Origin of the sequence: Dactylosporangium sp. NPDC000555, assembly GCF_040300025.1 — a bacterium.
In the GTDB taxonomy this organism is placed as follows: domain Bacteria; phylum Actinomycetota; class Actinomycetes; order Mycobacteriales; family Micromonosporaceae; genus Dactylosporangium.
This window is the reverse complement of sequence record NZ_JBEPDB010000089.1, coordinates 17,422-34,766: the sequence shown is the minus strand read 5'-3', so window position 1 is coordinate 34,766 and position 17,345 is coordinate 17,422. Positions and strand designations below refer to the sequence as shown.

Genomic DNA, 17,345 nt, shown 5'->3' with positions numbered 1-17,345 from the left:
CGTGCTGGTGGCCCTGCGAGCCCCCCGACTGTGGCGTGATGGCGGCTTGCGGAGGCTGGCCGTGGCCCGTGGCCCGTGGCCCGTGGCCCGGTGGCCCGTGGCCCGTGGCCGCGAAGCGGGCTGTGGCGTGCTGGTGGCCCTGCGAGCCCCCCGACTGTGGCGTGATGGCGGCTTGCGGAGGCTGCCCGTGGCCCCGTGGGCCCGTGGCCCGTGGCTCGTGGCCGCGAAGCGGGCTGTGGCGTGCTGGTGGCCCATGCGAGCCCGGACTGTGGCGCGAGCCAGCCGGACTGTGGCCGAGACCGCCCGTGGCCGGGTGCTCGCAGATCAGCGGCCGGCGGGCTTCAGGCCCAGCGGCTTGCCGACCAGGCTCTCGCGGCGCAGGGCCAGCTTGTCGGCCACCGACGACAGGGCCACGGCGGCCGGAGCGTCCGGCGTGGCCAGGACCAGCGGCAGGCCGACGTCGCCGGCCTCGCGGAGGCGGGTGTCGAGCGGGATCTGGCCGAGGAGCGGAACCTTCGCGCCGACCATGCGGGTCAGCGAGTCGGCCACCGTCTGGCCGCCACCGGCGCCGAAGACCTCCATGCGCTGCCCGTCGGGCATCTCGAGCCACGACATGTTCTCGACCACGCCGACGATGCGCTGGTGGGTCTGCAGGGCGATGGAGCCCGCGCGCTCGGCCACCTCGGCCGCGGCGGCCTGCGGGGTGGTCACGACCAGGATCTCGGCCGAGGGCAGGAGCTGGGCCAGGGAGATGGCCACGTCGCCGGTGCCCGGGGGGAGGTCGAGGAGGAGCGCGTCGAGGTCGCCCCAGTACACGTCGGCGAGGAACTGCTGCAGGGCGCGGTGCAGCATCGGGCCGCGCCAGACGACCGCGGCGTTGCCGGGGGTGAACATGCCGATCGAGATGACCTTCACGCCGTGCGCGGAGGGCGGCATGATCATGGACTCGACCTGGGTGGGGCGGCCATCGGCGCCCAGCATGCGGGGGACCGAGTGGCCGTAGATGTCGGCGTCAACCACGCCCACGGAGAGGCCGCGCGCGGCGAGGGCGGCGGCGAGGTTGACCGTGACGCTGGACTTGCCGACGCCGCCCTTGCCGCTGGCGATCGCGTAGACGCGGGTGCGCGAGCCGGGCTGAGCGAACGGGATGACCGGCTCCTGCACGTCGCCGCGCAGGCTGGTCTGCAGGTCCTTGCGCTGCTCGGGCGTCATCACGCCGAAGTCGATCTCGACGCCGGTGACGCCCTGGACGGCGCCGACCGCGTTGGTGATGTCCGTGCGAAGCTTGTCTTTCAGGGGGCAGCCGGCCACCGTGAGCAGGATGCCGATCGCGGCGACCCCGTCGGGGCGGAGGGTGACGTCGCGGACCATGCCCAGCTCGGTGATGGGCCGGCGGATCTCAGGGTCGTCGACGGTCGCGAGCGCTGCGGTGATCGCGTCCTCAACGGTGGTGGCCGGGGCTGACATGGGTGCCATGTTACGTCGGACGGCGCCCTCACCTCGCCGGGTAAGGACCGAGCGAGGAACGCATCACACGCCCGATTGATGAACTATGTCGCCCTGAGGGGCTTGTCCGCGTGCCGAATCCGATGCGACCATCGTTTACACGCCGCGCGCCTAGCCCCTTGAGGCGCGCGGCGTGATGCGACAAGTCGCGACAAAGGCGAAAAATCCGGCACGAGGTGTCGGGGTGCGTGAGCAGGTCAGCGGCGGCGGCGCGGAGGGTCGTCCGAGTCGATCGAATCGTCGGGCTCGTCCATCGGGTTCAGGGGGTCGGCCAGGGAGCCGAGGGCCTTGCGGACCTTCTTGCGCTCCGCCTTCGCCCGGCGGTCGGCGGCCTCGTCGAGCTCCTCCGCGACCCGTGCCAGCTCCGAGCGCATGAAGTCGCGCGTCGCCACCTCGCCCAGTGCGATACGCAGCGCGGCGATCTCGCGCGCCAGGTACTCCGTGTCCGCCTTCTGCGCCGCGGCCCGGCGGCGATCCTCCTCGGCGGCCAGGCGGTCGCGGTCCGCCTGGCGGTTCTGGGCGAGCAGGATGAGGGGCGCCGCGTAGGAGGCCTGCAGCGACAGGATCAGCGTGAGGAACGTGAACGTGTACGGGTCGAACTGCCAGCTCCTGGGGGTGAGCGTGTTCCACGCGATCCACACCAGGATCACGACCGTCATGTAGACGAGGAACTTTGCCGTCCCCATGAAGCGGGCGATGCCTTCGGACCACTGGCCGAAGGCCTCCGGATCAAACCGCGGCAGCGTGATCCGGGACTCCCGCGGCTGGTCCAGCCGCCGGCGCTCAGCCACGGCCGCCGCCGATGGTGCCGGACGCGCTCCCCGGGACGGCGATGCTCAACGGCTCGGCATGGTCGCGGTCGCGCCAGTCCTCGGGCAGCAGGTGGTCGAGCACGTCGTCGACGGTGACGGCGCCGACCAGCTTGTCGTTGTCGTCGACCACGGGCATCACCACCAGGTTGTAGGTCGCCATCCGGCGAGTGATCTCGGCCAGCGTGGTGTCCGGGGCGAGCGGGTCGATGCCGTTGTCGACCACCCCGCCCAGCAGCGCCGACGGGGGCTCACGCAGCAGCCGCTGGAAGTGCACGACGCCGAGGTACCGGCCGGTGGGAGTGGCCATCGGCGGGCGCGTGACGAAGACCCCGGCGGCAACGGCGGGGGACCGCTTCGGCTCGCGGATGCGCGCGAGGGCCTCGGCGACCGTGGCATCGGGGGCCATGACGATCGGCTCGGACGTCATGACGGCGCCAGCGGTGCCGGGCGCGTATTCCAGCAGGGCCCGCACCGGGGAGGCCTCGTCGGGCTCCATCAGGTCGAGCAGCACCTCCTGCTCCGGCTTGGGCATCTCGGCGAGCAGGTCGGCCGCGTCGTCGGGGTCCATCTCCTCGAGGATGTCGGCGGCGCGCTGCGGCTCCAGGGCCGTGATGATCTCCAGCTGGTCGTGCTCGGGCAGTTCCTCGAGCACATCGGCGAGGCGCTCGTCGTCGAGGGCGGCGGCGACCTCGACGCGGCGGGACTCGGAGAGGTCCTGCAGCACGTTGGCGAGGTCGGCGGGGCGCATATTGTCCAGCACGGCGAGCAGCCCGGCGGTGCCCTGCGTCTGCGGCTCCCCGGTCAGCCCGGCGACCTCGCCCCACTCGAGCTGGTTGAGGTGGCCCCGGCGGGTGAGTCGGCCGGTGAATTCGCGCACGGCGACCCTCGACAGCGACCACTCGCCGGTGCGATCGGCGTCCATGGCCACGTCGACGACGGCGCCGGCGCGGCCGGTCGCCGCCACGGTGACGTGCCGGTCCATGAAGTCCTCCAGCACCAGCAACTCGCCCGGGCGCTTTTCGAAGCGGCGTAGATTGAGCGTGCCGGTGTTGAGAACGACGGCGTCGGGCTCGAGGGCGGTGATCCGGCCGATCGGCAGGAAGATGCGCCGGCGCATCGGCATCTCGGCAACCAGCCCCACCACGCGGGGCGGCTGGTTGCCGATCCGGGCCCGCGCGACGGCGTCACGCACCCGCCCGACCTGGTCGCCGTTCGGATCGAACACGCTCAGGCCCGCGAGGCGCGCGATGTAGACTCGCGGCGCAATGCTCACGAGGCTCAAGCCTACTTAAGGAATCCACGGCGTCGCCGTTGGACCGATCATGCCGGGCCGTCGGCACCTAGGCTGCCGATATGAGCATGGTGCGGTATTCCGTCGTAGATGTCTTCACCGATCGGCCCTTCACCGGCAACCCCCCTGGCGATCGTCTATGACGCCGAGACCCTGGCCGCGGAGCAGATGCAGGCGATCGCGCGCGAGTTCAACCTCAGCGAGACGATCTTCGTGCTGCCGCCGACGAGCGCGGAGGCGACGTACCGTGTGCGGATCTTCACCCCGGGCACCGAACTGCCCTTCGCCGGGCACCCGAGCGTCGGCTGCGCGGTGACGCTGCTGCGCAACGGGGCGATCAAGGGTCCCGGCGTGGTGCAGGAGTGCGGGGCGGGGCTGCTGCCGATCCACATCGACGAGGGCCACGGCACTGCGACGGTCACCGGGGGCGTGCCGACCGTCGGCCCGGCGCTCGACCCGCTGCCGCTCTTGGAGTCCATCGGGCTGACCGAGGCGGACTTCGTGGGCCCGGCGCCGCGGCTCGCCGGCTGCGGGCTGGAGTTCGCCTTCCTTTCGGTGACGGACGAGGCGGTCGGGCGGGTGCGCCTGCAGCGGCCCGTCGACAACCTGAGCGTCTTCCACTGGGACACCGAGCGGAACCTCGCGCACGTCCGCGTACTCGTGCCCGAGGTGGGCGTGGCCGAGGACCCGGCCACGGGATCGGCGGCGATGGGGCTCGGCGTCTGGCTGGTGACCAGCGGACTGCTGCCGGGCGACGGCCTCTCGGCGTACGGGATCGCCCAGGGTTTGGAGATGCACCGCCCCTCGGCCCTGCACTGCACGGTGACCGCGAGTGGCGGGAAGGCCGTCTCCGCCTCCGTGGGCGGTCACGTCGTGCCGATCGCCTCCGGCGAGATGATCGTGCCGCCCTTCGTGGGCTGACGCCGCCGGCCGTCGAGCACGACCACCGCCACGCCGGCGAGCAGCACGGCGATGCCGGGCACCGTGCGCGCCGCCGGCAACTGCCCCAGCAGCAGCCAGGCGATGACGAGCGCGCCCGGCACCTCCAGCAGGAGGAGCACGGCGACCGTCGTGGCGCTGACCCGGTGCAGCGAGTAGTTGACCAGCGTGTGGCCGAGCAGCTGGGGCCCGAGCGTCATGGCCACGATCGCCAGGACGGTCCGGCCGTCGTACCCCCACAGCTCCGCCCCCGCCGCGAGGCACGCGACCAGCAGCAGGGCCGCGCAGGTCGCGTAGCAGAGCGAGGCGTACACGGTCGTGGCGAGGCTGGCCCGAGCGCGCTCGCCGAGCAGCGTGTATGCGGCCGCGGCGATCCCGCCGGTCAGCGCCAGCGCGTCGCCGAGCAGCGCGCGGCCGGACAGGTGCGGGTCGGTGCCGGTGGCCAGCGCCACGCCGGCGACCGCGATGCCGATCCCGGCCCAGGTGCCGGCCGAGACCCGGATCCCGCGGGCCGCCGCGACCACTGCGGTCCAGACCGGCGCGGTGCTGACCAGCGCCACCGACATCGCCACACTCGTCAGCTTCGCGCTGGGCACCCAGGTGCCGAAGTGCACCGCCAGGCACACCCCGGACAGCACCGTGACCGCCAACGTCCGCCGCCCGGCGCCGGGCCGCAGCAGATCGCGCAACTGCACGCGGCGCCGCGTGAGGGCGGCCGGGGCCAGCGCGGCGGCACCGATCGCGTTGCGCCAGAAGGCGATCGCGAGGGCCGGCGCGGCGGCGAACGCGATGAGCGGCGCCGAGGCGGAGACCGCGACGATCGCGATCGCCAGTGCGGCGACGGTGGGGAGCCCGACCTTACGCATGCTGCGAATTGTCGTGGATCCGACACTAAGTCATTTCGCCGCCAGGTAGACCGTTCGGGGGATATAAGGAGGTCCGAACGGTGATCGAAGCCGTCTGTTTTGACTACTTCAACACGTGTACGCGTGCCGTCCGCCGTGGTCGCGGCCACCGCCGCACCGCCGAGGTGCTCGGGGTCGACCCGGCCGAATGGGTCTCGCTGCTGGACCGGACCTACGACGATCGCACCCGTGGCGCATATGGCGGGCACCTCGCGGGCTTACGCCGGCTCTGCGCCGAGCTCGGCGCAGAGCCGACCACCGGCCAGCTGCGCGAGGCCGTCGAGCTGCGCATGGCGACGCTGCGGCAGGACGCGCCGCTGCGGGCCGAGACCGTACCCGTGCTGCGGGCGCTGCGGGCCGCCGGGGTGCGCATCGCGATCGTCAGCGACTGCTGGTTCGAGCTGCCGATGCTCCTGCCGCGCTCACCGCTGGCCGGCCTGTTCGACGTGGCCGTGTACTCCTCGCAGGTCGGCCACGCCAAGCCGCACCCGGCGATGTACGCCACCGCCTGCGCGCTGCTGGACGTCGATCCCCGTCGCTGCCTCTACGTCGGCGACGGTGACGGCCGCGAGCTCACCGGCGCCGCCCGGTTCGGGCTCACCGCCGTCCAGCTGCGCGCCCCTGACCTGGGTGGTCACCTGACCTTCCACGCCGAGCCGGACTGGCGGGGCGCGTCGATCGAATCGCTCGAGCGGATACCGGAGCTGGTCGGGGCGCCTATCCTGGTGGCGTGACGGCGACGCTGCCGCTGACGGATGGCCGGTTCCTCGCCCGCCTGGCGGCGGACGCGGTCCATGCGCGGCTCACCGGTGGCCGGCTCGCCGCGCGGATCCCGGTCGGTAGCGCGCTGCACGACATCGGCGCCTCGTTCGTGACCCTCGAGCGCGCCGGCGCACTGCGCGGCTGTGTCGGCAGCCTGGAGCCGGTCCGGGCGCTGCACCGCGACGTGGTGCACAACGCGCTGCGTGCGATGAGCGACCCGCGGCTGCCCCCGGTCACCGCCGTCGACTGGCCGGCGCTGGACGTCAGGGTGGCGGTGCTCGGTGCGCCGGAGCCGATCCCGGCGGAGAGCCGCGAGGAGCTGCTGGCCGCGTTACGCCCGGGCGTCGACGGGCTCATCATCAAGCAGGATGGGCGGCTGGCGACGTTCCTGCCGGCGGTGTGGGCCAAGCTGCCCGACCCCGAGCAGTTCCTCGCCGCGCTGCTGCGCAAGGGCGGCTGGCCGGCGCCGGAGTGGCCCGCCGGGCTGACCGCGCTGCGGTACGGCTCGACCGAGTTCCACGACCACGCGCCCCGCGCCATCCTGCCGCCGTGATTGGATGGTGGTATGGACGCGCTGGTCGAGGAGGCGGTGAAGAAGGCCGCCGTCGCCTGGGTCGCCGTCGGTGGACGCCCGGCGACCCTGGTGTGGTGCGCGTGGCTCGGCGGCGCGCTGCTGGTCGTCAGCGGCGAGGGCGAGCAGGCCGTCCCAGGTCTGGCCGAGGCGGCCGTCGCCGAGGTGAGCCTGCGCGGCGACCACGGCGGGCGGATCGTCACCTTTCCCGCCGACGTGAGCCGGATCGCCCCGGTGGACGAGGCGTGGGCCGAGCTCGTGCCGCAGCTGGCCGGCAAGCGGCTCAACGGCGTTGGCGGGGCCGAGGACCTGGCCCGGGCGTGGGCCGAGCGGTGCGTGGTGAGCCGGCTGACCCCGGCCGGCGCCGGCGCCGAGCTGCCCGACGACTCCCAGGCCGCGCCGCCCCGGCCGACCCCGGCGACGCGCATCCCGCCCCGCCCGTTCCGGCTGCACAAGGTCCGTGGCGCTACGCGAGACCCACGGCGCTGAGGCTCTCGTCCCACAGCCGGGCGGCCTGGGCCGGATCCGTGGTCGCCTTCGTGGGCCGCGCGAGCTTGCGGTCGATGTAGTACCCGCCCGAGGTGAGCTGCACCGGTGGCGTCGCAGCCAGCCAGACCAGCGTGTCGGCGCCGCGCTGCGGGGTGCGTGCGAACGGCACGAGCCGGGCCATCACGTTGATGCCGATCGTCGAGCCGAAGCGGCTGCGGACGAAACCCGGGTGGTACGACGCCGACATGATGTCCGGCCAGCGGCGCGCGGCCTCCGCCGCGAACATGATGTTGGCCTGCTTGGCCGAGCCGTACTGCCGCCACATCCCGCGCCGGCGGGCGCCGCGCAGGTCGCCGGGGTCGAGCGCACCCAACGCGTGCGCGCCGGAGGCGGTGTTGATGATGCGGCCGCCCCGCAGCTGCTCACGCAGGAGATTGCTGAGCAGGAACGCGGCCAGATGGTTGGTCTGCAGGGTCGCCTCGAACCCGTCGGCGGTCACGGCGTGGCCGCGCACCACCCCGCCGGCGTTGTTGGCCAGCACGTCGATGCGCTGGTACCGCTGGCGCAGATGATCGACGAGCACGTGCACGTCGTCGAGCTTCGCGAAGTCGCTGCGGTACGCGGGGACCGTGCGCCCGCCCGCCGCCTCCCGCACGGCCGCCGCGGCGGCCTCCAGCCGAGCCGGGTTGCGGCCCACGAGGACCGGGTTGGCGCCGCGGCGGGCCATGTCAATGGCGGCGGCGAGGCCGATTCCGGAACTCGCCCCGGTGATCACCACCGTACGGCCGGTGAAATCTCCCACAGGGGCATTCTGCGTACTCACGCAACGAGGCTACCGTGAGGCAGCCCCCTGAACCTTCGCTAAGGAGCCCCGCCATGGCCGCCCTCGGACGACCGCGCCGCTCGTGCCTCGCCGTTCCCGGGTCGAGCGTGAAGATGCTCGGCAAGGCCCAGGGTCTGCCCGCCGACCAGGTCTTTCTCGATCTGGAGGACGCCGTCGCGCCGCTGGCCAAGCCCGAGGCCCGCAAGAACATCGTGGCCGCGCTCAACGACGGCGACTGGGGCGGCAAGACCCGCGTCGTGCGGGTCAACGACCTGACCACGCCGTGGACGTACCGCGATGTCGTCGAGGTCGTCGAGGGAGCCGGTGACAACCTCGACTGCATCATGCTGCCCAAGGTGCAGAGCGCCGGCCAGGTCGAGTGGCTCGACCTGACGCTGACCCAGATCGAGAAGACGATCGGCCTGCCGGTCGGGAAGATCGGCATCGAGGCGCAGATCGAGAACGCGGCCGGCCTCGTCAACGTCGACGCGATCGCCGCCGCGAGCAAGCGGATCGAGACGATCATCTTCGGCCCGGCCGACTTCATGGCCTCCATCAACATGAAGTCGCTGGTCGTCGGCGCGCTGATCCCCGACTACCCGGGCGACCCCTACCACTACATCCTCATGCGCATCCTCATGGCCGCCCGGATGCACGACCTGCAGGCGATCGACGGACCGTTTCTGCAGATCCGCGACGTCGACGCGTTCCGCGAGGTCGCCCGGCGCAGCGCCGCGCTCGGCTTCGACGGCAAGTGGGTGCTGCACCCGGGCCAGGTCGACGCGGCCAACGAGGTGTACTCGCCCGCGCAGGAGGACTACGACCACGCCGAGCTCATCCTCGACGCGTACGATTACTACACCTCCGAGGCCGGCGGCAAGCTCGGCGCGGTCATGCTCGGCGACGAGATGATCGACGAGGCATCCCGCAAGATGGCGCTGGTCATCTCGGCGAAGGGCCGGGCCGCAGGGATGAAACGCACCACCGCGTTCACCCCGCCGAACTGAGAAAACGCGCGTCGCATTGCCCGCCGGTGGATCCGGAAGGCAGGATTTGCCCTATGGCACCCGACCTACGTTCCAGCGGCCCCGCGGGCAAGAGCGGCCGGCGCGATGCGAGCCGGCCGTCCTCCGCGCGGCGCACCCTGCGGGCCGTACCGTCCAGTGGTCCCGAACTCGCCGGCGACCCGGCAGGCGAGGAGGCCCCGACCGCCGTCGACCGGCTCGACGGGCGGGTCGCCCTGGTCACCGGCGCGGGCAGCCCCGACGGCATCGGCTACGCGACCGCCCGCCGGCTCAAGCAGATGGGTGCCGCGGTCGCGATCGTCTCGACCACCCGGCGCATCCACGACCGGGCCAGCGAGCTCGGCGTCATCGGGTTTGTCGCCGACCTCACCGTCGAGGCCGAGGTCGGCGCCCTGGCCGACGCGATCAACGACCAGCTCGGCGCGGTGGACATCCTGGTCAACAACGCCGGCCTGGCCAGCAAGGCGAGCCCCGAGGTGCTGCGCCCGGTGGCACAGCTGACCTACGACGAGTGGCGCGCCGAGATCGACCGCAACCTCACCACGGCGTTCCTGGTCAGCCGGGCCTTCGTGGGCGGCATGGCCGAGCACGGCTGGGGCCGGATCGTCAACCTGGCTGCCACTGCCGGCCCGGTCAACGCGCTGCCCGCCGAGGCCGGTTACGCGGCGGCGAAGGCCGGCGTGGTCGGGCTCACCCGGGCGCTGGCGATGGAGCTCGTCGCCGACGGCATCACGGTCAACGCGGTCGCGCCCGGCATCATCCACACCGGCGCGTCGACGCTCGTCGAACTCAAGCAGGGCTTCGGCACGCCGATGGGGCGCCCCGGCACGCCGGAGGAGGTCGCCGCCACCATCGCGTTCCTGTGCTCGCCCGGCGCCTCGTACATCACCGGCCAGATGCTTGTCGTCGACGGCGGCAACAGCGTTCGGGAGGCTCAGTACCGTTAGGTAATCCACAGTGGCTGTGGCGGCGCAGTCAGCCAATCATCAGGTTGGCTGGCTAGGCTCGGCGGCATGGGGGCGCGTTCCGGTGACTATGCGGTGCTACTCGGGCCGCCGGTCGCCGTCGGGTCGGCCGTCGGCTTCGTGCTGCTCGCCGACGAGCCAGAGGCGTTCCTGCCGCTGCTGCTGGTCCTGCAGCCGCTGACCACCCTGGGCATCGTCGTCGGGCTCGTCCAGCTCACCCGGTCCACGCGCGGGCCCTCGACGTTTCGGCTGGTCGTCTTCGACGGGCGGGCGGCCTTCGCGGTCTCGCCCGCGTTTCGCCGGCAGTGCGTCTTCAACGGGCTGCTCAGCGCCGCGCTGCTGCTCATGGCGCTCAACGGCCTGCGGGTGCCGGGCCGGATCGTGCCGACGCTGGCCTGGGCGATCCTGGTGCTCAACGCCTCGGCCATGGCCCTGCTGCTGTTCCGCATGATCCGCAGCGGGCCGCTGCTGATCACCCCGGCCGGGATCGCGATCGACGGCGGGCGCTCGTTCGTGCCGTGGGCCGCGCTCGAGGCCGGGCCGGAGAGTCCCCAGTGGACGCTCGCCCGCCCGGAGCTGGTGCGCGGGCGGCCGATCAAGCGCTTCCAGCCGGGCCAGGTGGTCCCGCTGGACGTGTCGCTGTGGTTCCTGTTCCGCTCGATCCACGCGTACCTCGACCACCCGGAGCGCCGGTCCGAGATCGGCACGATCGAGGAGCTCGACCGGCTGCGCGGCGCCCTCGCCCGCCAGTCCGGCTGATCGACGGAAGCGACGGGTCGCGCGTCCTCCGTAACATCGATACATGCGCTGGTCCTGGGTCGTCGTACCGTCGCTGATCGTCCTGGGCGCCGGCGTGCTCGTGCGGGCGCTCGCTCCTGGCGGGTATCTCTGGCTAGCCCTGGCCGGGCTTATCGGCTTCCTCGTCAACCAGCTGATCACCGACCTGCGCCGTCGCGAGGAGCCGCCGGCCCGGCCCGGCTGGGAGTTCCACCCGTCGCCCCGGCTGGCCTCCGCGCGCGCCGGGCGCGCCTTCGCCGTCGCGACGATAATGGTCCTCACGATACTGTTCGCCGCACCCGACCCGGTCCCGGTGGGCGCCGCCGCGTTCGCCGCGGCCGTGTCGCTCGGCATCGGCGTGCGGTTGGTCACGCGGCTGGTCCGGCACACGCCCGCGCTGCGGCTGAGCGCCACCGGGATCGAGGTGCGCGGCGCGCGGTACGCCTGGGACCGGATCGGCGGCGTCGAGCTCAACGGCGACCGGGAGCACCCGCGGCTCGACGTGCTGGTCTCGGGCCGTCGCCGGTCGGTGACGCTGCGTCCGTCCAGCGTCGACGCGAGCCTGCTCTTCCTCATGGATCTGATCGGGTACCACCAGTCGCACCCGGAGCGCCGCACCGCGATCGGTCAGGCCGAGGAGGCCCGGCGCGTGCACGAGTTGCTGCTGAGCGCCCGCCTCGCGGCCGGGCTGCGCGGTGGCCCGGGGCCCATCGTCACGGGACCGTCGCGCGTCGCGGATGGCTGACCTCGCCGCGCGCTAACGTCGACGCATGCGCACCGCTGAACAGATCCTGCGTGAGGCCCGCACCATCGCCGTCGTGGGCGCCTCCCGGGATCCCATGAAGGTCGCACATTCGGTACCGCGGCAGATGCGGCGGCACGGATGGCGCATCGTGCCCGTGAACCCGTTCGCCGACGAGATCTTCGGTGAGCGCTGCTACCGGACGCTCGCCGACGTCCCGTTCCCGGTCGACCTGGTCAACGTGTTCCGCCCGTCCGCGGACGCCACCCAGGTGGTCAAGGAGGCGCTTGCCATCGGGGCGCCGGCGGTCTGGCTGCAGGACGGCATCTACTCGCCGGAGGGGCGCGTGCTGGCCGAGGCCGCGGGCGTGGACTTCGTGGAGAACAGCTGCATCGCGGTCATCCGCGCCGTGCACGCGATCACGCTGGTCCAGCCCTAGCGGATCCCGTAGTCCCGCAGCAGACCCCGGCTGATGATGGTCTTCTGGATCTCCGAGGTGCCCTCGCCGATCAGCAGGAACGGCGCCTCGCGCATCAGCCGCTCGATCTCGTACTCCTTCGAGTAGCCGTAGCCGCCGTGGATGCGAAACGCCTCCTGAACGACCTCGGCACAGTACTCGCTGGCCAGCAGCTTCGCCATGCCCGCCTCGACGTCGTTGCGCTGCCCGGCGTCCTTGAGCCGCGCGGCGCTGACCATCAACCCGTGCGCCGCCTCGATCTTCGTGGCCATCTCGGCCAGCTTGAAGGCGATCGCCTGGTGCTTGACCAGCGGAGCGCCGAAGGTCTGGCGCTGCTGGGCGTATGCGATGGCCAGCTCGAAGGCGCGAATCGAGATCCCGCAGGCCCGCGCGGCGACGTTGACCCGCCCGACCTCGATGCCGTCCATCATCTGGTAGAAGCCGCGCCCCACCTTCTCGGCGCCGCCCAGCACGGCCGAGCCGGGCACCCGGACCCCGTCGAGCACCATCTCGGTGGTCTCGACGCCCTTGTACCCCATCTTCTCGATCTTCCCGGGGATGTTCAGCCCCGGCAGCCGCTCGTTGAGCCCGAACCCGGGCTCCTTCTCGAGCAGGAACGTGGTCATATTGCCGTACACCGACTCGGCGCCGAGGTCGGTCTTGACCAGGGTGGCCACCACGGCGGAGTACGCGCCGTTGGTCAGCCACATCTTCTGCCCGTCGAGCACCCAGTCGCCGCCGTCCGGGACGGCCTTGGTGCGGATCGCGGCGACGTCGGAGCCGGTGCCGGGCTCGGACATCGAGAAGGCGCCGCGCACCTCGCCGGTCGCCATCCGGGGCAGCAGCCGCCGCTTCTGCTCCTCCGAGCCGTGCTGGGAGACGAGGTACGCCACGATGAAGTGCGTGTTGACGATGCCGGACACGGACATCCAGCCGCGCGAGAGCTCCTCGACGACCAGCGCGTAGGTCAGCAGGGACTCGCCGAGCCCGCCGAACTCCTCGGCGATGGTGAGCCCGAACAGCCCCATCTCCCGCATGCCCGCCACGATGTCGGCCGGGTAGACATCCTCGTGCTCGAGCCGCTGCGCGTGCGGAATGATCTCCTTGTCGACGAATGCACGGACGGTCTCGAGCATCGACTGCTGTACATCGGTAAGCCCGGGTGTCCGAGCGAGACGAGCCATGTCGGGAAGACCTCCGTTGGTCAGCCAGGTTACCGGCGAGTATTTCCGAAGTATCGGAGTTTTCCGCCCCCAGGCCAATGTGACCAGGCCACATCACCCTGTGAAATGGTTCTCAGGTGCGCGTGAACGGCATGTCGGTGGCAGCGTTGGCCTGCGCCGTGTTGTTACCCCCTTTCGGCATCCTCATGGGTCACATCGCGTGGTCACAGTGCCGCCGGGAGCACTGCCCCGGCGCCGGCCTGGCCCTGGCGGCGATGGTCATCGGCTACACGGAGCTCCTGATCGTCTGCGGTGTGCCGATCGTCATGGCCGGCTTCTGACGGCCGGCGGCCCGGCCGAGACCCGCGCGAGGAGTTCGTCGTAGGTCCCGCGCCGCCCGTGAACGTGCTCGAGCCACCAGGTGACGCCCGCCCCTTCGTAGGCCGCGAACAAAGCGTCATCCGGCCCGCGCGAAACCCCGACCAGGGCCACCGCGAACTCCCCGCCGTCACGGTGCCGCGAGACGTATCCGACGGCCTCGCGCACGGCCTCGGGCGACAGTGTCATCGTGCCGCTCTCGTCGTCCCCGGCCGCGATCCATCCGTCATGACGGGCCGCCCGCCGCAACGCCGCCCGGCTGTGCCCGCCGACCCAGATGGGCACCCGAGGCCGCTGCACGGGCGGCGGCGCGAGCGCCACCCCGTCGACGGTGTAGTGCACCCCCGCGTGCGCGACACGCTCCCCGCCGAGCAGCCCCGCCACGACGGCGAGCCCTTCATCAAGCCGCTCGGCGCGCGAGCGTTCGCCGGCGTCCTCCCCGAAGGCCGCATACTCGACGGCCACGCCGCCGATTCCCACCCCGAGCACCACGCGCCCGTTGCTGAGCCGGTCAAGCGTGGCGACGGCATTGGCCACGACGGCGGGCCGCCGGCGGGGCAAGGGAGTGACCGCGGTGCCGAGGAGGAGCCGATCGGTGGCTTGCGCGGCGGCCGCGAGCACCACCCAGGGATCGGCGGAGGGAACGCCCCAGGCGAACGCGAGATGGTCCCAGACGAACAACGCCTCCCACCCGGCCGCCTCGGCCGCGCGTGCGACCTCGACAACCCGGCCAGGCTCGGCGAACTCCCCAAGTGTGCAGACATCAATCCCGTAACGCACGCGGACCTCCATCGCCGGACCTGCGGTTCTTCAGATGGCCGCCCAGGGATCCTTGATGGCCATGGACGCCCCGGCCGGGCAGACCTTCCGATAGTCACACCAGGAGCAGCGCGGCCCGGCGAGAGCCGGAAACGCGTCATCCGGAGCCGCGTCCCCGGAGGTCACCGCCGACTCCGCGGCCAGGATGTCCGCCGCTGTCTCCTCGGCCCGCCGCAGGTGCCGCGCCAGCGACTCGGCCGTGTGCTCGTGCGCCGCCACCGTCCCGCTTGGCAGATGGTGCAGCTCCACCCGATGGCACTCCCGCCGGAACACCCGCGCTGTCGCGATCGCATACAGCGCCAGCGCCCGCGACCCCCGGGCGTCGTCGGGCGTCACCGCGCTCCGCCCCGTCTTGTAGTCGACGATCACCAGCTCGTCGCCGCGCTGGTCGATGCGGTCCACCCGCCCCGACAGTGCCAGCGTCTCGGTGCGGGCCGCCACCGTGCGCTCCACACCCACCGGCTCGTCGGCCGGGTCGAGATCCTCCACATAGGACTCCAGCCAGTTGAGGGCGCGCCGGTAGGCCTCCCGCTCCTGCGTGTCGTCGCGATAGCCCTCGCGGACCCAGGTCGCCTTGAGCAGGGTGGGCAGCGCGTCCCGGGTGCGGCGCTCGGGGGGCAGGGCATACCAGTTCTTCAGCGCCGTGTGCACCGACGCGCCCAGCGAGTTGTGCGCCCAGGGCGGGCCCTTCTGCGGGGCCGGGCGGTCGACGTAGGAATACCGATAGCGGCGCGGACAGTCCTCGTAGCTGCCGAGCTTGCTGGGCGTGCAGGTGAACAGCCTTCGAGGCGCCGCGAATAGACCCAACTGCTCCACGCCCAGCATCCTGCCACCCGGGTACGACAAAAAGGAAAGCGCCGATGCTAGTGGGGTGAGTGCAGGTATGTCGTCACGAAGGCGCCGATCGCGTCGGCGAGCAACTGCACCGCGATCGCCGCGACCAGCAGGCCGGCGATCCGGGTGAGCACCTCGATGCCGCTGGGCCGCAGGATGCGCACCAGCAAGCCGGAGAAGCGCAGCACGAGGTACACGATGATCATGACGGCGATGATGCCCACCGCGATCGCCGAGTACCCGGCGAAGTCGTCGGCGCGCCGCACGAACAGCATGGTCGCCACGATCGCGCCCGGCCCGGCCAGCAGGGGCGTGCCGAGCGGCACCAGCGCGACGTTGGTGGTCGCCTGGTTGCGCGGATCGTCGGTCTTGCCGGTCAGCAGCTCGAGGGCGACCAACAGCAGCAGCAGGCCGCCCGCGCCCTGCAGCGCCGGCAGCTCGATGTGCAGATAGCCCAGGATCTGCCGGCCCAGCACCGCGAACGCCACGATCACGCCGAGCGCCAGCGCCACCGCCTGCAGTGCCGCCCGGTGGCGGTGGCGGCGCTCCATCTGGCCGGTGAGCGCCAGGAAGATCGGCACCGCTCCGGGCGGGTCCAGAATGACCAGGAGCGTCACGAACACTTCCCCGAGCAGCTTCAAATTCACGACCGGATTGTCGTGGCCGCCCCATATCGAGCGGAAACCAGGGTCTTGACGCCATCGAGCGGCGCCCCTACCTTGCCTGAATAACAGCAAACTTTCCTTACAGATGGAGGGTTTATGGGCAAACGCAGAGTCCTGAAGGGCCTGTCTGCGGGGCTCGCGGCCACGCTGGCGGCGACGTCGCTGGCCCTCATTCCCGGGACGGCGGCGGGCGCCCACAGCGCCGCGCACCAGGACCAGTTCAAGCGTGTCGGGTATTTCATCCAGTGGGGCATCTACGGCCGGCAGTACTACGTCAAGAACCTCGAGACGAGCGGGCAGGCCGCGCGGCTGACCCACATCAACTACGCCTTCGGTGACGTCGACGCCTCCGGCAAGTGCGTCTCCTCCGACCCCTGGGCGGACTACCAGCGCCCGGTCTCCGCGGAGGAGAGTGTCGACGGCGTCGCCGACGAGCCGGGCCAGGCCCTCAACGGCAACTTCAACCAGCTCCGCAAGCTCAAGCTGAAGCACCCCGGCCTCAAGGTCCTGCTGTCGCTCGGCGGCTGGACCCTGTCGGCGAACTTCTCCGACGCCGTGCTGACCGACGCGTCGCGCAAGGCGCTGGTCAAGTCCTGCATCGACACATTCTCGTCGACCGGCGTCTTCGACGGCTTCGACTTCGACTGGGAGTGGCCGGGCTCGGAGGGCAACCCGGGCAACGTGATCCGCCCCGAGGACAAGCAGAACTTCACGCTGCTCGTCGCCGAGTTCCGCAAGCAGCTGGGCAAGGACGCGACGCTGACGGCGTTCCTGCCGGCCGCGCCCGCCAAGATCGATGCCGGCTTCGAGGCGAACAAGATCTTCAAGTACCTCGACTTCGGCAACGTCCAGGGCTACGACTTCCACGGCACGTGGGAGCCCAAGACCAACCAGCAGTCCGCGCTGTTCGTGCCGCGGGGCGCCCCGACCACGCCGGACTTCAGCGGGGCCAGCTCGCTCAAGGCGTGGACCGACCGTGGCGCGCCGAAGAAGCAGCTCGTGCTGGGCGTGCCGTACTACGGCCAGGGCTGGACCGGCGTGACCAACGCCAACCGCGGCCTGTTCCAGTCGGCGACCGGCCCGGCGCCGGCCACGTGGGCGGCCGGCAACGAGGACTACAAGGTCCTCGCGAAGCTGCCGCAGCAGGGCTACAAGGTGTATCGCGACGTGCTGACGGGCCACGCGTGGCTGTTCAACGGCAGCACGTTCTGGACCTTCGACGACCCGGTCGTCGTGGCTCAGAAGGGCCTGTTCGTCCGCGCGTCCGGCTACGGCGGCGCGATGGTCTGGTCGCTCGACATGGACGACGCCAACGGCACGCTCACCAAGACGATCTACGCGACCCTGCGCTAACGATGTGTGGGCCGCCCCGGCGACTGTCCGGGGCGGCCCATGAGCACGATCCCGTCAACACGCGCCGGC

Annotated in this window: 19 protein-coding genes and 1 pseudogene; 11 read left to right on the top strand and 9 right to left on the bottom strand. The window is 71.8% G+C overall.

Annotated features, from left to right (window positions below; translation table 11 throughout):
* Positions 1-324: 324 nt before the first annotated feature.
* From ABT297_RS35840 to ABT297_RS35830, 3 genes are all read right to left on the bottom strand, one after another.
* Positions 325-1,467 (bottom strand): Mrp/NBP35 family ATP-binding protein, encoded by a 1,143-nt coding sequence (locus ABT297_RS35840; protein ID WP_350556932.1) that lies wholly within the window; start codon positions 1,465-1,467, stop codon positions 325-327.
* Positions 1,468-1,703: 236 nt separating this feature from the next.
* Entirely contained in the window at positions 1,704-2,297 is a 594-nt protein-coding gene (locus ABT297_RS35835) for a DUF1003 domain-containing protein (RefSeq protein WP_350556931.1), read from the bottom strand.
* Positions 2,290-3,591: a magnesium transporter MgtE N-terminal domain-containing protein gene (locus ABT297_RS35830; RefSeq protein WP_350556930.1), complete on the bottom strand. Its 1,302-nt coding sequence runs from the start codon at positions 3,589-3,591 to the stop codon at positions 2,290-2,292. Before ABT297_RS35830 ends, ABT297_RS35835 begins: the two co-directional genes overlap by 8 nt.
* Before the next feature lie 80 nt (positions 3,592-3,671).
* On the opposite strand from ABT297_RS35830, the pseudogene ABT297_RS35825 reads away from it, so the two are divergent.
* A pseudogene (locus ABT297_RS35825) lies at positions 3,672-4,530 on the top strand (PhzF family phenazine biosynthesis protein).
* Here the strand turns inward: ABT297_RS35825 and ABT297_RS35820 are convergent.
* A complete protein-coding gene (locus ABT297_RS35820) occupies positions 4,476-5,414 on the bottom strand; it encodes a DMT family transporter (protein WP_350556929.1) in 939 nt (312 codons plus the stop codon). The pseudogene ABT297_RS35825 and the gene ABT297_RS35820 sit on opposite strands and share 55 nt — an antisense overlap.
* Positions 5,415-5,494: 80 nt before the next feature.
* Between ABT297_RS35820 and ABT297_RS35815 the strand changes: the two genes are divergently transcribed.
* The 3 genes from ABT297_RS35815 to ABT297_RS35805 are packed head-to-tail and all read left to right on the top strand — an operon-like array spanning position 5,495 to position 7,275.
* Positions 5,495-6,187 (top strand): HAD family hydrolase, encoded by a 693-nt coding sequence (locus tag ABT297_RS35815; protein WP_350556928.1) that lies wholly within the window; start codon positions 5,495-5,497, stop codon positions 6,185-6,187.
* Positions 6,184-6,768: an AmmeMemoRadiSam system protein A gene (gene amrA, locus ABT297_RS35810; RefSeq protein ID WP_350556927.1), complete on the top strand. Its 585-nt coding sequence runs from the start codon at positions 6,184-6,186 to the stop codon at positions 6,766-6,768. The genes ABT297_RS35815 and amrA overlap by 4 nt, the downstream gene beginning before the upstream one ends.
* 12 nt (positions 6,769-6,780) lie before the next feature.
* Positions 6,781-7,275, top strand: a complete 495-nt coding sequence (locus ABT297_RS35805) for a hypothetical protein (RefSeq protein WP_350556926.1) — start codon at positions 6,781-6,783, stop codon at positions 7,273-7,275.
* Here ABT297_RS35805 and ABT297_RS35800 read toward each other — a convergent pair.
* A complete protein-coding gene (locus ABT297_RS35800; RefSeq protein WP_350556925.1) occupies positions 7,253-8,077 on the bottom strand; it encodes an SDR family NAD(P)-dependent oxidoreductase in 825 nt (274 codons plus the stop codon). The two genes, ABT297_RS35805 and ABT297_RS35800, sit on opposite strands and share 23 nt — an antisense overlap.
* A 74-nt stretch (positions 8,078-8,151) precedes the next feature.
* Here ABT297_RS35800 and ABT297_RS35795 point away from each other — a divergent pair, with 74 nt between their 5' ends.
* From ABT297_RS35795 to ABT297_RS35775, 5 genes are all read left to right on the top strand, one after another.
* Complete coding sequence (locus tag ABT297_RS35795) at positions 8,152-9,105, top strand: HpcH/HpaI aldolase/citrate lyase family protein (RefSeq protein WP_350556924.1); 954 nt, start codon at positions 8,152-8,154, stop codon at positions 9,103-9,105.
* A gap of 53 nt (positions 9,106-9,158) precedes the next feature.
* Positions 9,159-10,070: an SDR family NAD(P)-dependent oxidoreductase gene (locus tag ABT297_RS35790; RefSeq protein ID WP_350556923.1), complete on the top strand. Its 912-nt coding sequence runs from the start codon at positions 9,159-9,161 to the stop codon at positions 10,068-10,070.
* 66 nt (positions 10,071-10,136) lie between these two features.
* The gene (locus ABT297_RS35785) at positions 10,137-10,847 is read left to right on the top strand and encodes a hypothetical protein (protein WP_350556922.1); all 711 of its coding nucleotides are present in this window, start codon (positions 10,137-10,139) and stop codon (positions 10,845-10,847) included.
* A gap of 43 nt (positions 10,848-10,890) precedes the next feature.
* On the top strand, positions 10,891-11,610 hold the full coding sequence (locus ABT297_RS35780; RefSeq protein ID WP_350556921.1) for a hypothetical protein: 720 nt from the start codon (positions 10,891-10,893) through the stop codon (positions 11,608-11,610).
* A 25-nt stretch (positions 11,611-11,635) separates the two neighbouring features.
* Positions 11,636-12,046, top strand: coding sequence for a CoA-binding protein (locus tag ABT297_RS35775; RefSeq protein ID WP_350556920.1), 411 nt, complete (start codon positions 11,636-11,638; stop codon positions 12,044-12,046).
* On the opposite strand, the gene ABT297_RS35770 is transcribed toward ABT297_RS35775, so the two are convergent.
* Positions 12,043-13,248, bottom strand: a complete 1,206-nt coding sequence (locus tag ABT297_RS35770) for an acyl-CoA dehydrogenase family protein (protein WP_350556919.1) — start codon at positions 13,246-13,248, stop codon at positions 12,043-12,045. The genes ABT297_RS35775 and ABT297_RS35770 overlap by 4 nt on opposite strands.
* 116 nt (positions 13,249-13,364) lie before the next feature.
* Here ABT297_RS35770 and ABT297_RS35765 point away from each other — a divergent pair, with 116 nt between their 5' ends.
* Positions 13,365-13,568: a DUF4190 domain-containing protein gene (locus ABT297_RS35765; RefSeq protein ID WP_350556918.1), complete on the top strand. Its 204-nt coding sequence runs from the start codon at positions 13,365-13,367 to the stop codon at positions 13,566-13,568.
* On the opposite strand, the gene ABT297_RS35760 is transcribed toward ABT297_RS35765, so the two are convergent.
* Genes ABT297_RS35760 through ABT297_RS35750 form a run of 3 tightly spaced genes read right to left on the bottom strand, consistent with a single transcriptional unit; the run spans position 13,552 to position 15,905 of the window.
* The gene (locus tag ABT297_RS35760; protein WP_350556917.1) at positions 13,552-14,385 is read right to left on the bottom strand and encodes an LLM class flavin-dependent oxidoreductase; all 834 of its coding nucleotides are present in this window, start codon (positions 14,383-14,385) and stop codon (positions 13,552-13,554) included. The two genes, ABT297_RS35765 and ABT297_RS35760, sit on opposite strands and share 17 nt — an antisense overlap.
* A gap of 30 nt (positions 14,386-14,415) precedes the next feature.
* The gene (locus tag ABT297_RS35755) at positions 14,416-15,249 is read right to left on the bottom strand and encodes a RecB family exonuclease (RefSeq protein WP_502885699.1); all 834 of its coding nucleotides are present in this window, start codon (positions 15,247-15,249) and stop codon (positions 14,416-14,418) included.
* A gap of 38 nt (positions 15,250-15,287) precedes the next feature.
* Complete coding sequence (locus ABT297_RS35750) at positions 15,288-15,905, bottom strand: MarC family protein (RefSeq protein WP_350556915.1); 618 nt, start codon at positions 15,903-15,905, stop codon at positions 15,288-15,290.
* Positions 15,906-16,019: 114 nt separating this feature from the next.
* Between ABT297_RS35750 and ABT297_RS35745 the strand changes: the two genes are divergently transcribed.
* On the top strand, positions 16,020-17,276 hold the full coding sequence (locus ABT297_RS35745) for a glycoside hydrolase family 18 protein (protein WP_350556914.1): 1,257 nt from the start codon (positions 16,020-16,022) through the stop codon (positions 17,274-17,276).
* The last annotated feature ends 69 nt before the right edge of the window (positions 17,277-17,345 follow it).

What these genes read in the sequence shown, in the direction of transcription:
- ABT297_RS35805 (WP_350556926.1), top strand. Translation starts at nt 6,781, where the DNA reads ATGGACGCGCTGGTCGAGGAGGCGGTGAAGAAGGCCGCCGTCGCCTGG.
- ABT297_RS35745 (WP_350556914.1), top strand. Translation starts at nt 16,020, where the DNA reads ATGGGCAAACGCAGAGTCCTGAAGGGCCTGTCTGCGGGGCTCGCGGCC.
- ABT297_RS35755 (WP_502885699.1), bottom strand. Translation starts at nt 15,249, where the DNA reads ATGCTGGGCGTGGAGCAGTTGGGTCTATTCGCGGCGCCTCGAAGGCTG.
- ABT297_RS35840 (WP_350556932.1), bottom strand. Translation starts at nt 1,467, where the DNA reads ATGTCAGCCCCGGCCACCACCGTTGAGGACGCGATCACCGCAGCGCTC.
- ABT297_RS35785 (WP_350556922.1), top strand. Translation starts at nt 10,137, where the DNA reads ATGGGGGCGCGTTCCGGTGACTATGCGGTGCTACTCGGGCCGCCGGTC.
- ABT297_RS35770 (WP_350556919.1), bottom strand. Translation starts at nt 13,248, where the DNA reads ATGGCTCGTCTCGCTCGGACACCCGGGCTTACCGATGTACAGCAGTCG.
- ABT297_RS35795 (WP_350556924.1), top strand. Translation starts at nt 8,152, where the DNA reads ATGGCCGCCCTCGGACGACCGCGCCGCTCGTGCCTCGCCGTTCCCGGG.
- ABT297_RS35820 (WP_350556929.1), bottom strand. Translation starts at nt 5,414, where the DNA reads ATGCGTAAGGTCGGGCTCCCCACCGTCGCCGCACTGGCGATCGCGATC.
- ABT297_RS35790 (WP_350556923.1), top strand. Translation starts at nt 9,159, where the DNA reads ATGGCACCCGACCTACGTTCCAGCGGCCCCGCGGGCAAGAGCGGCCGG.
- ABT297_RS35780 (WP_350556921.1), top strand. Translation starts at nt 10,891, where the DNA reads ATGCGCTGGTCCTGGGTCGTCGTACCGTCGCTGATCGTCCTGGGCGCC.
- ABT297_RS35775 (WP_350556920.1), top strand. Translation starts at nt 11,636, where the DNA reads ATGCGCACCGCTGAACAGATCCTGCGTGAGGCCCGCACCATCGCCGTC.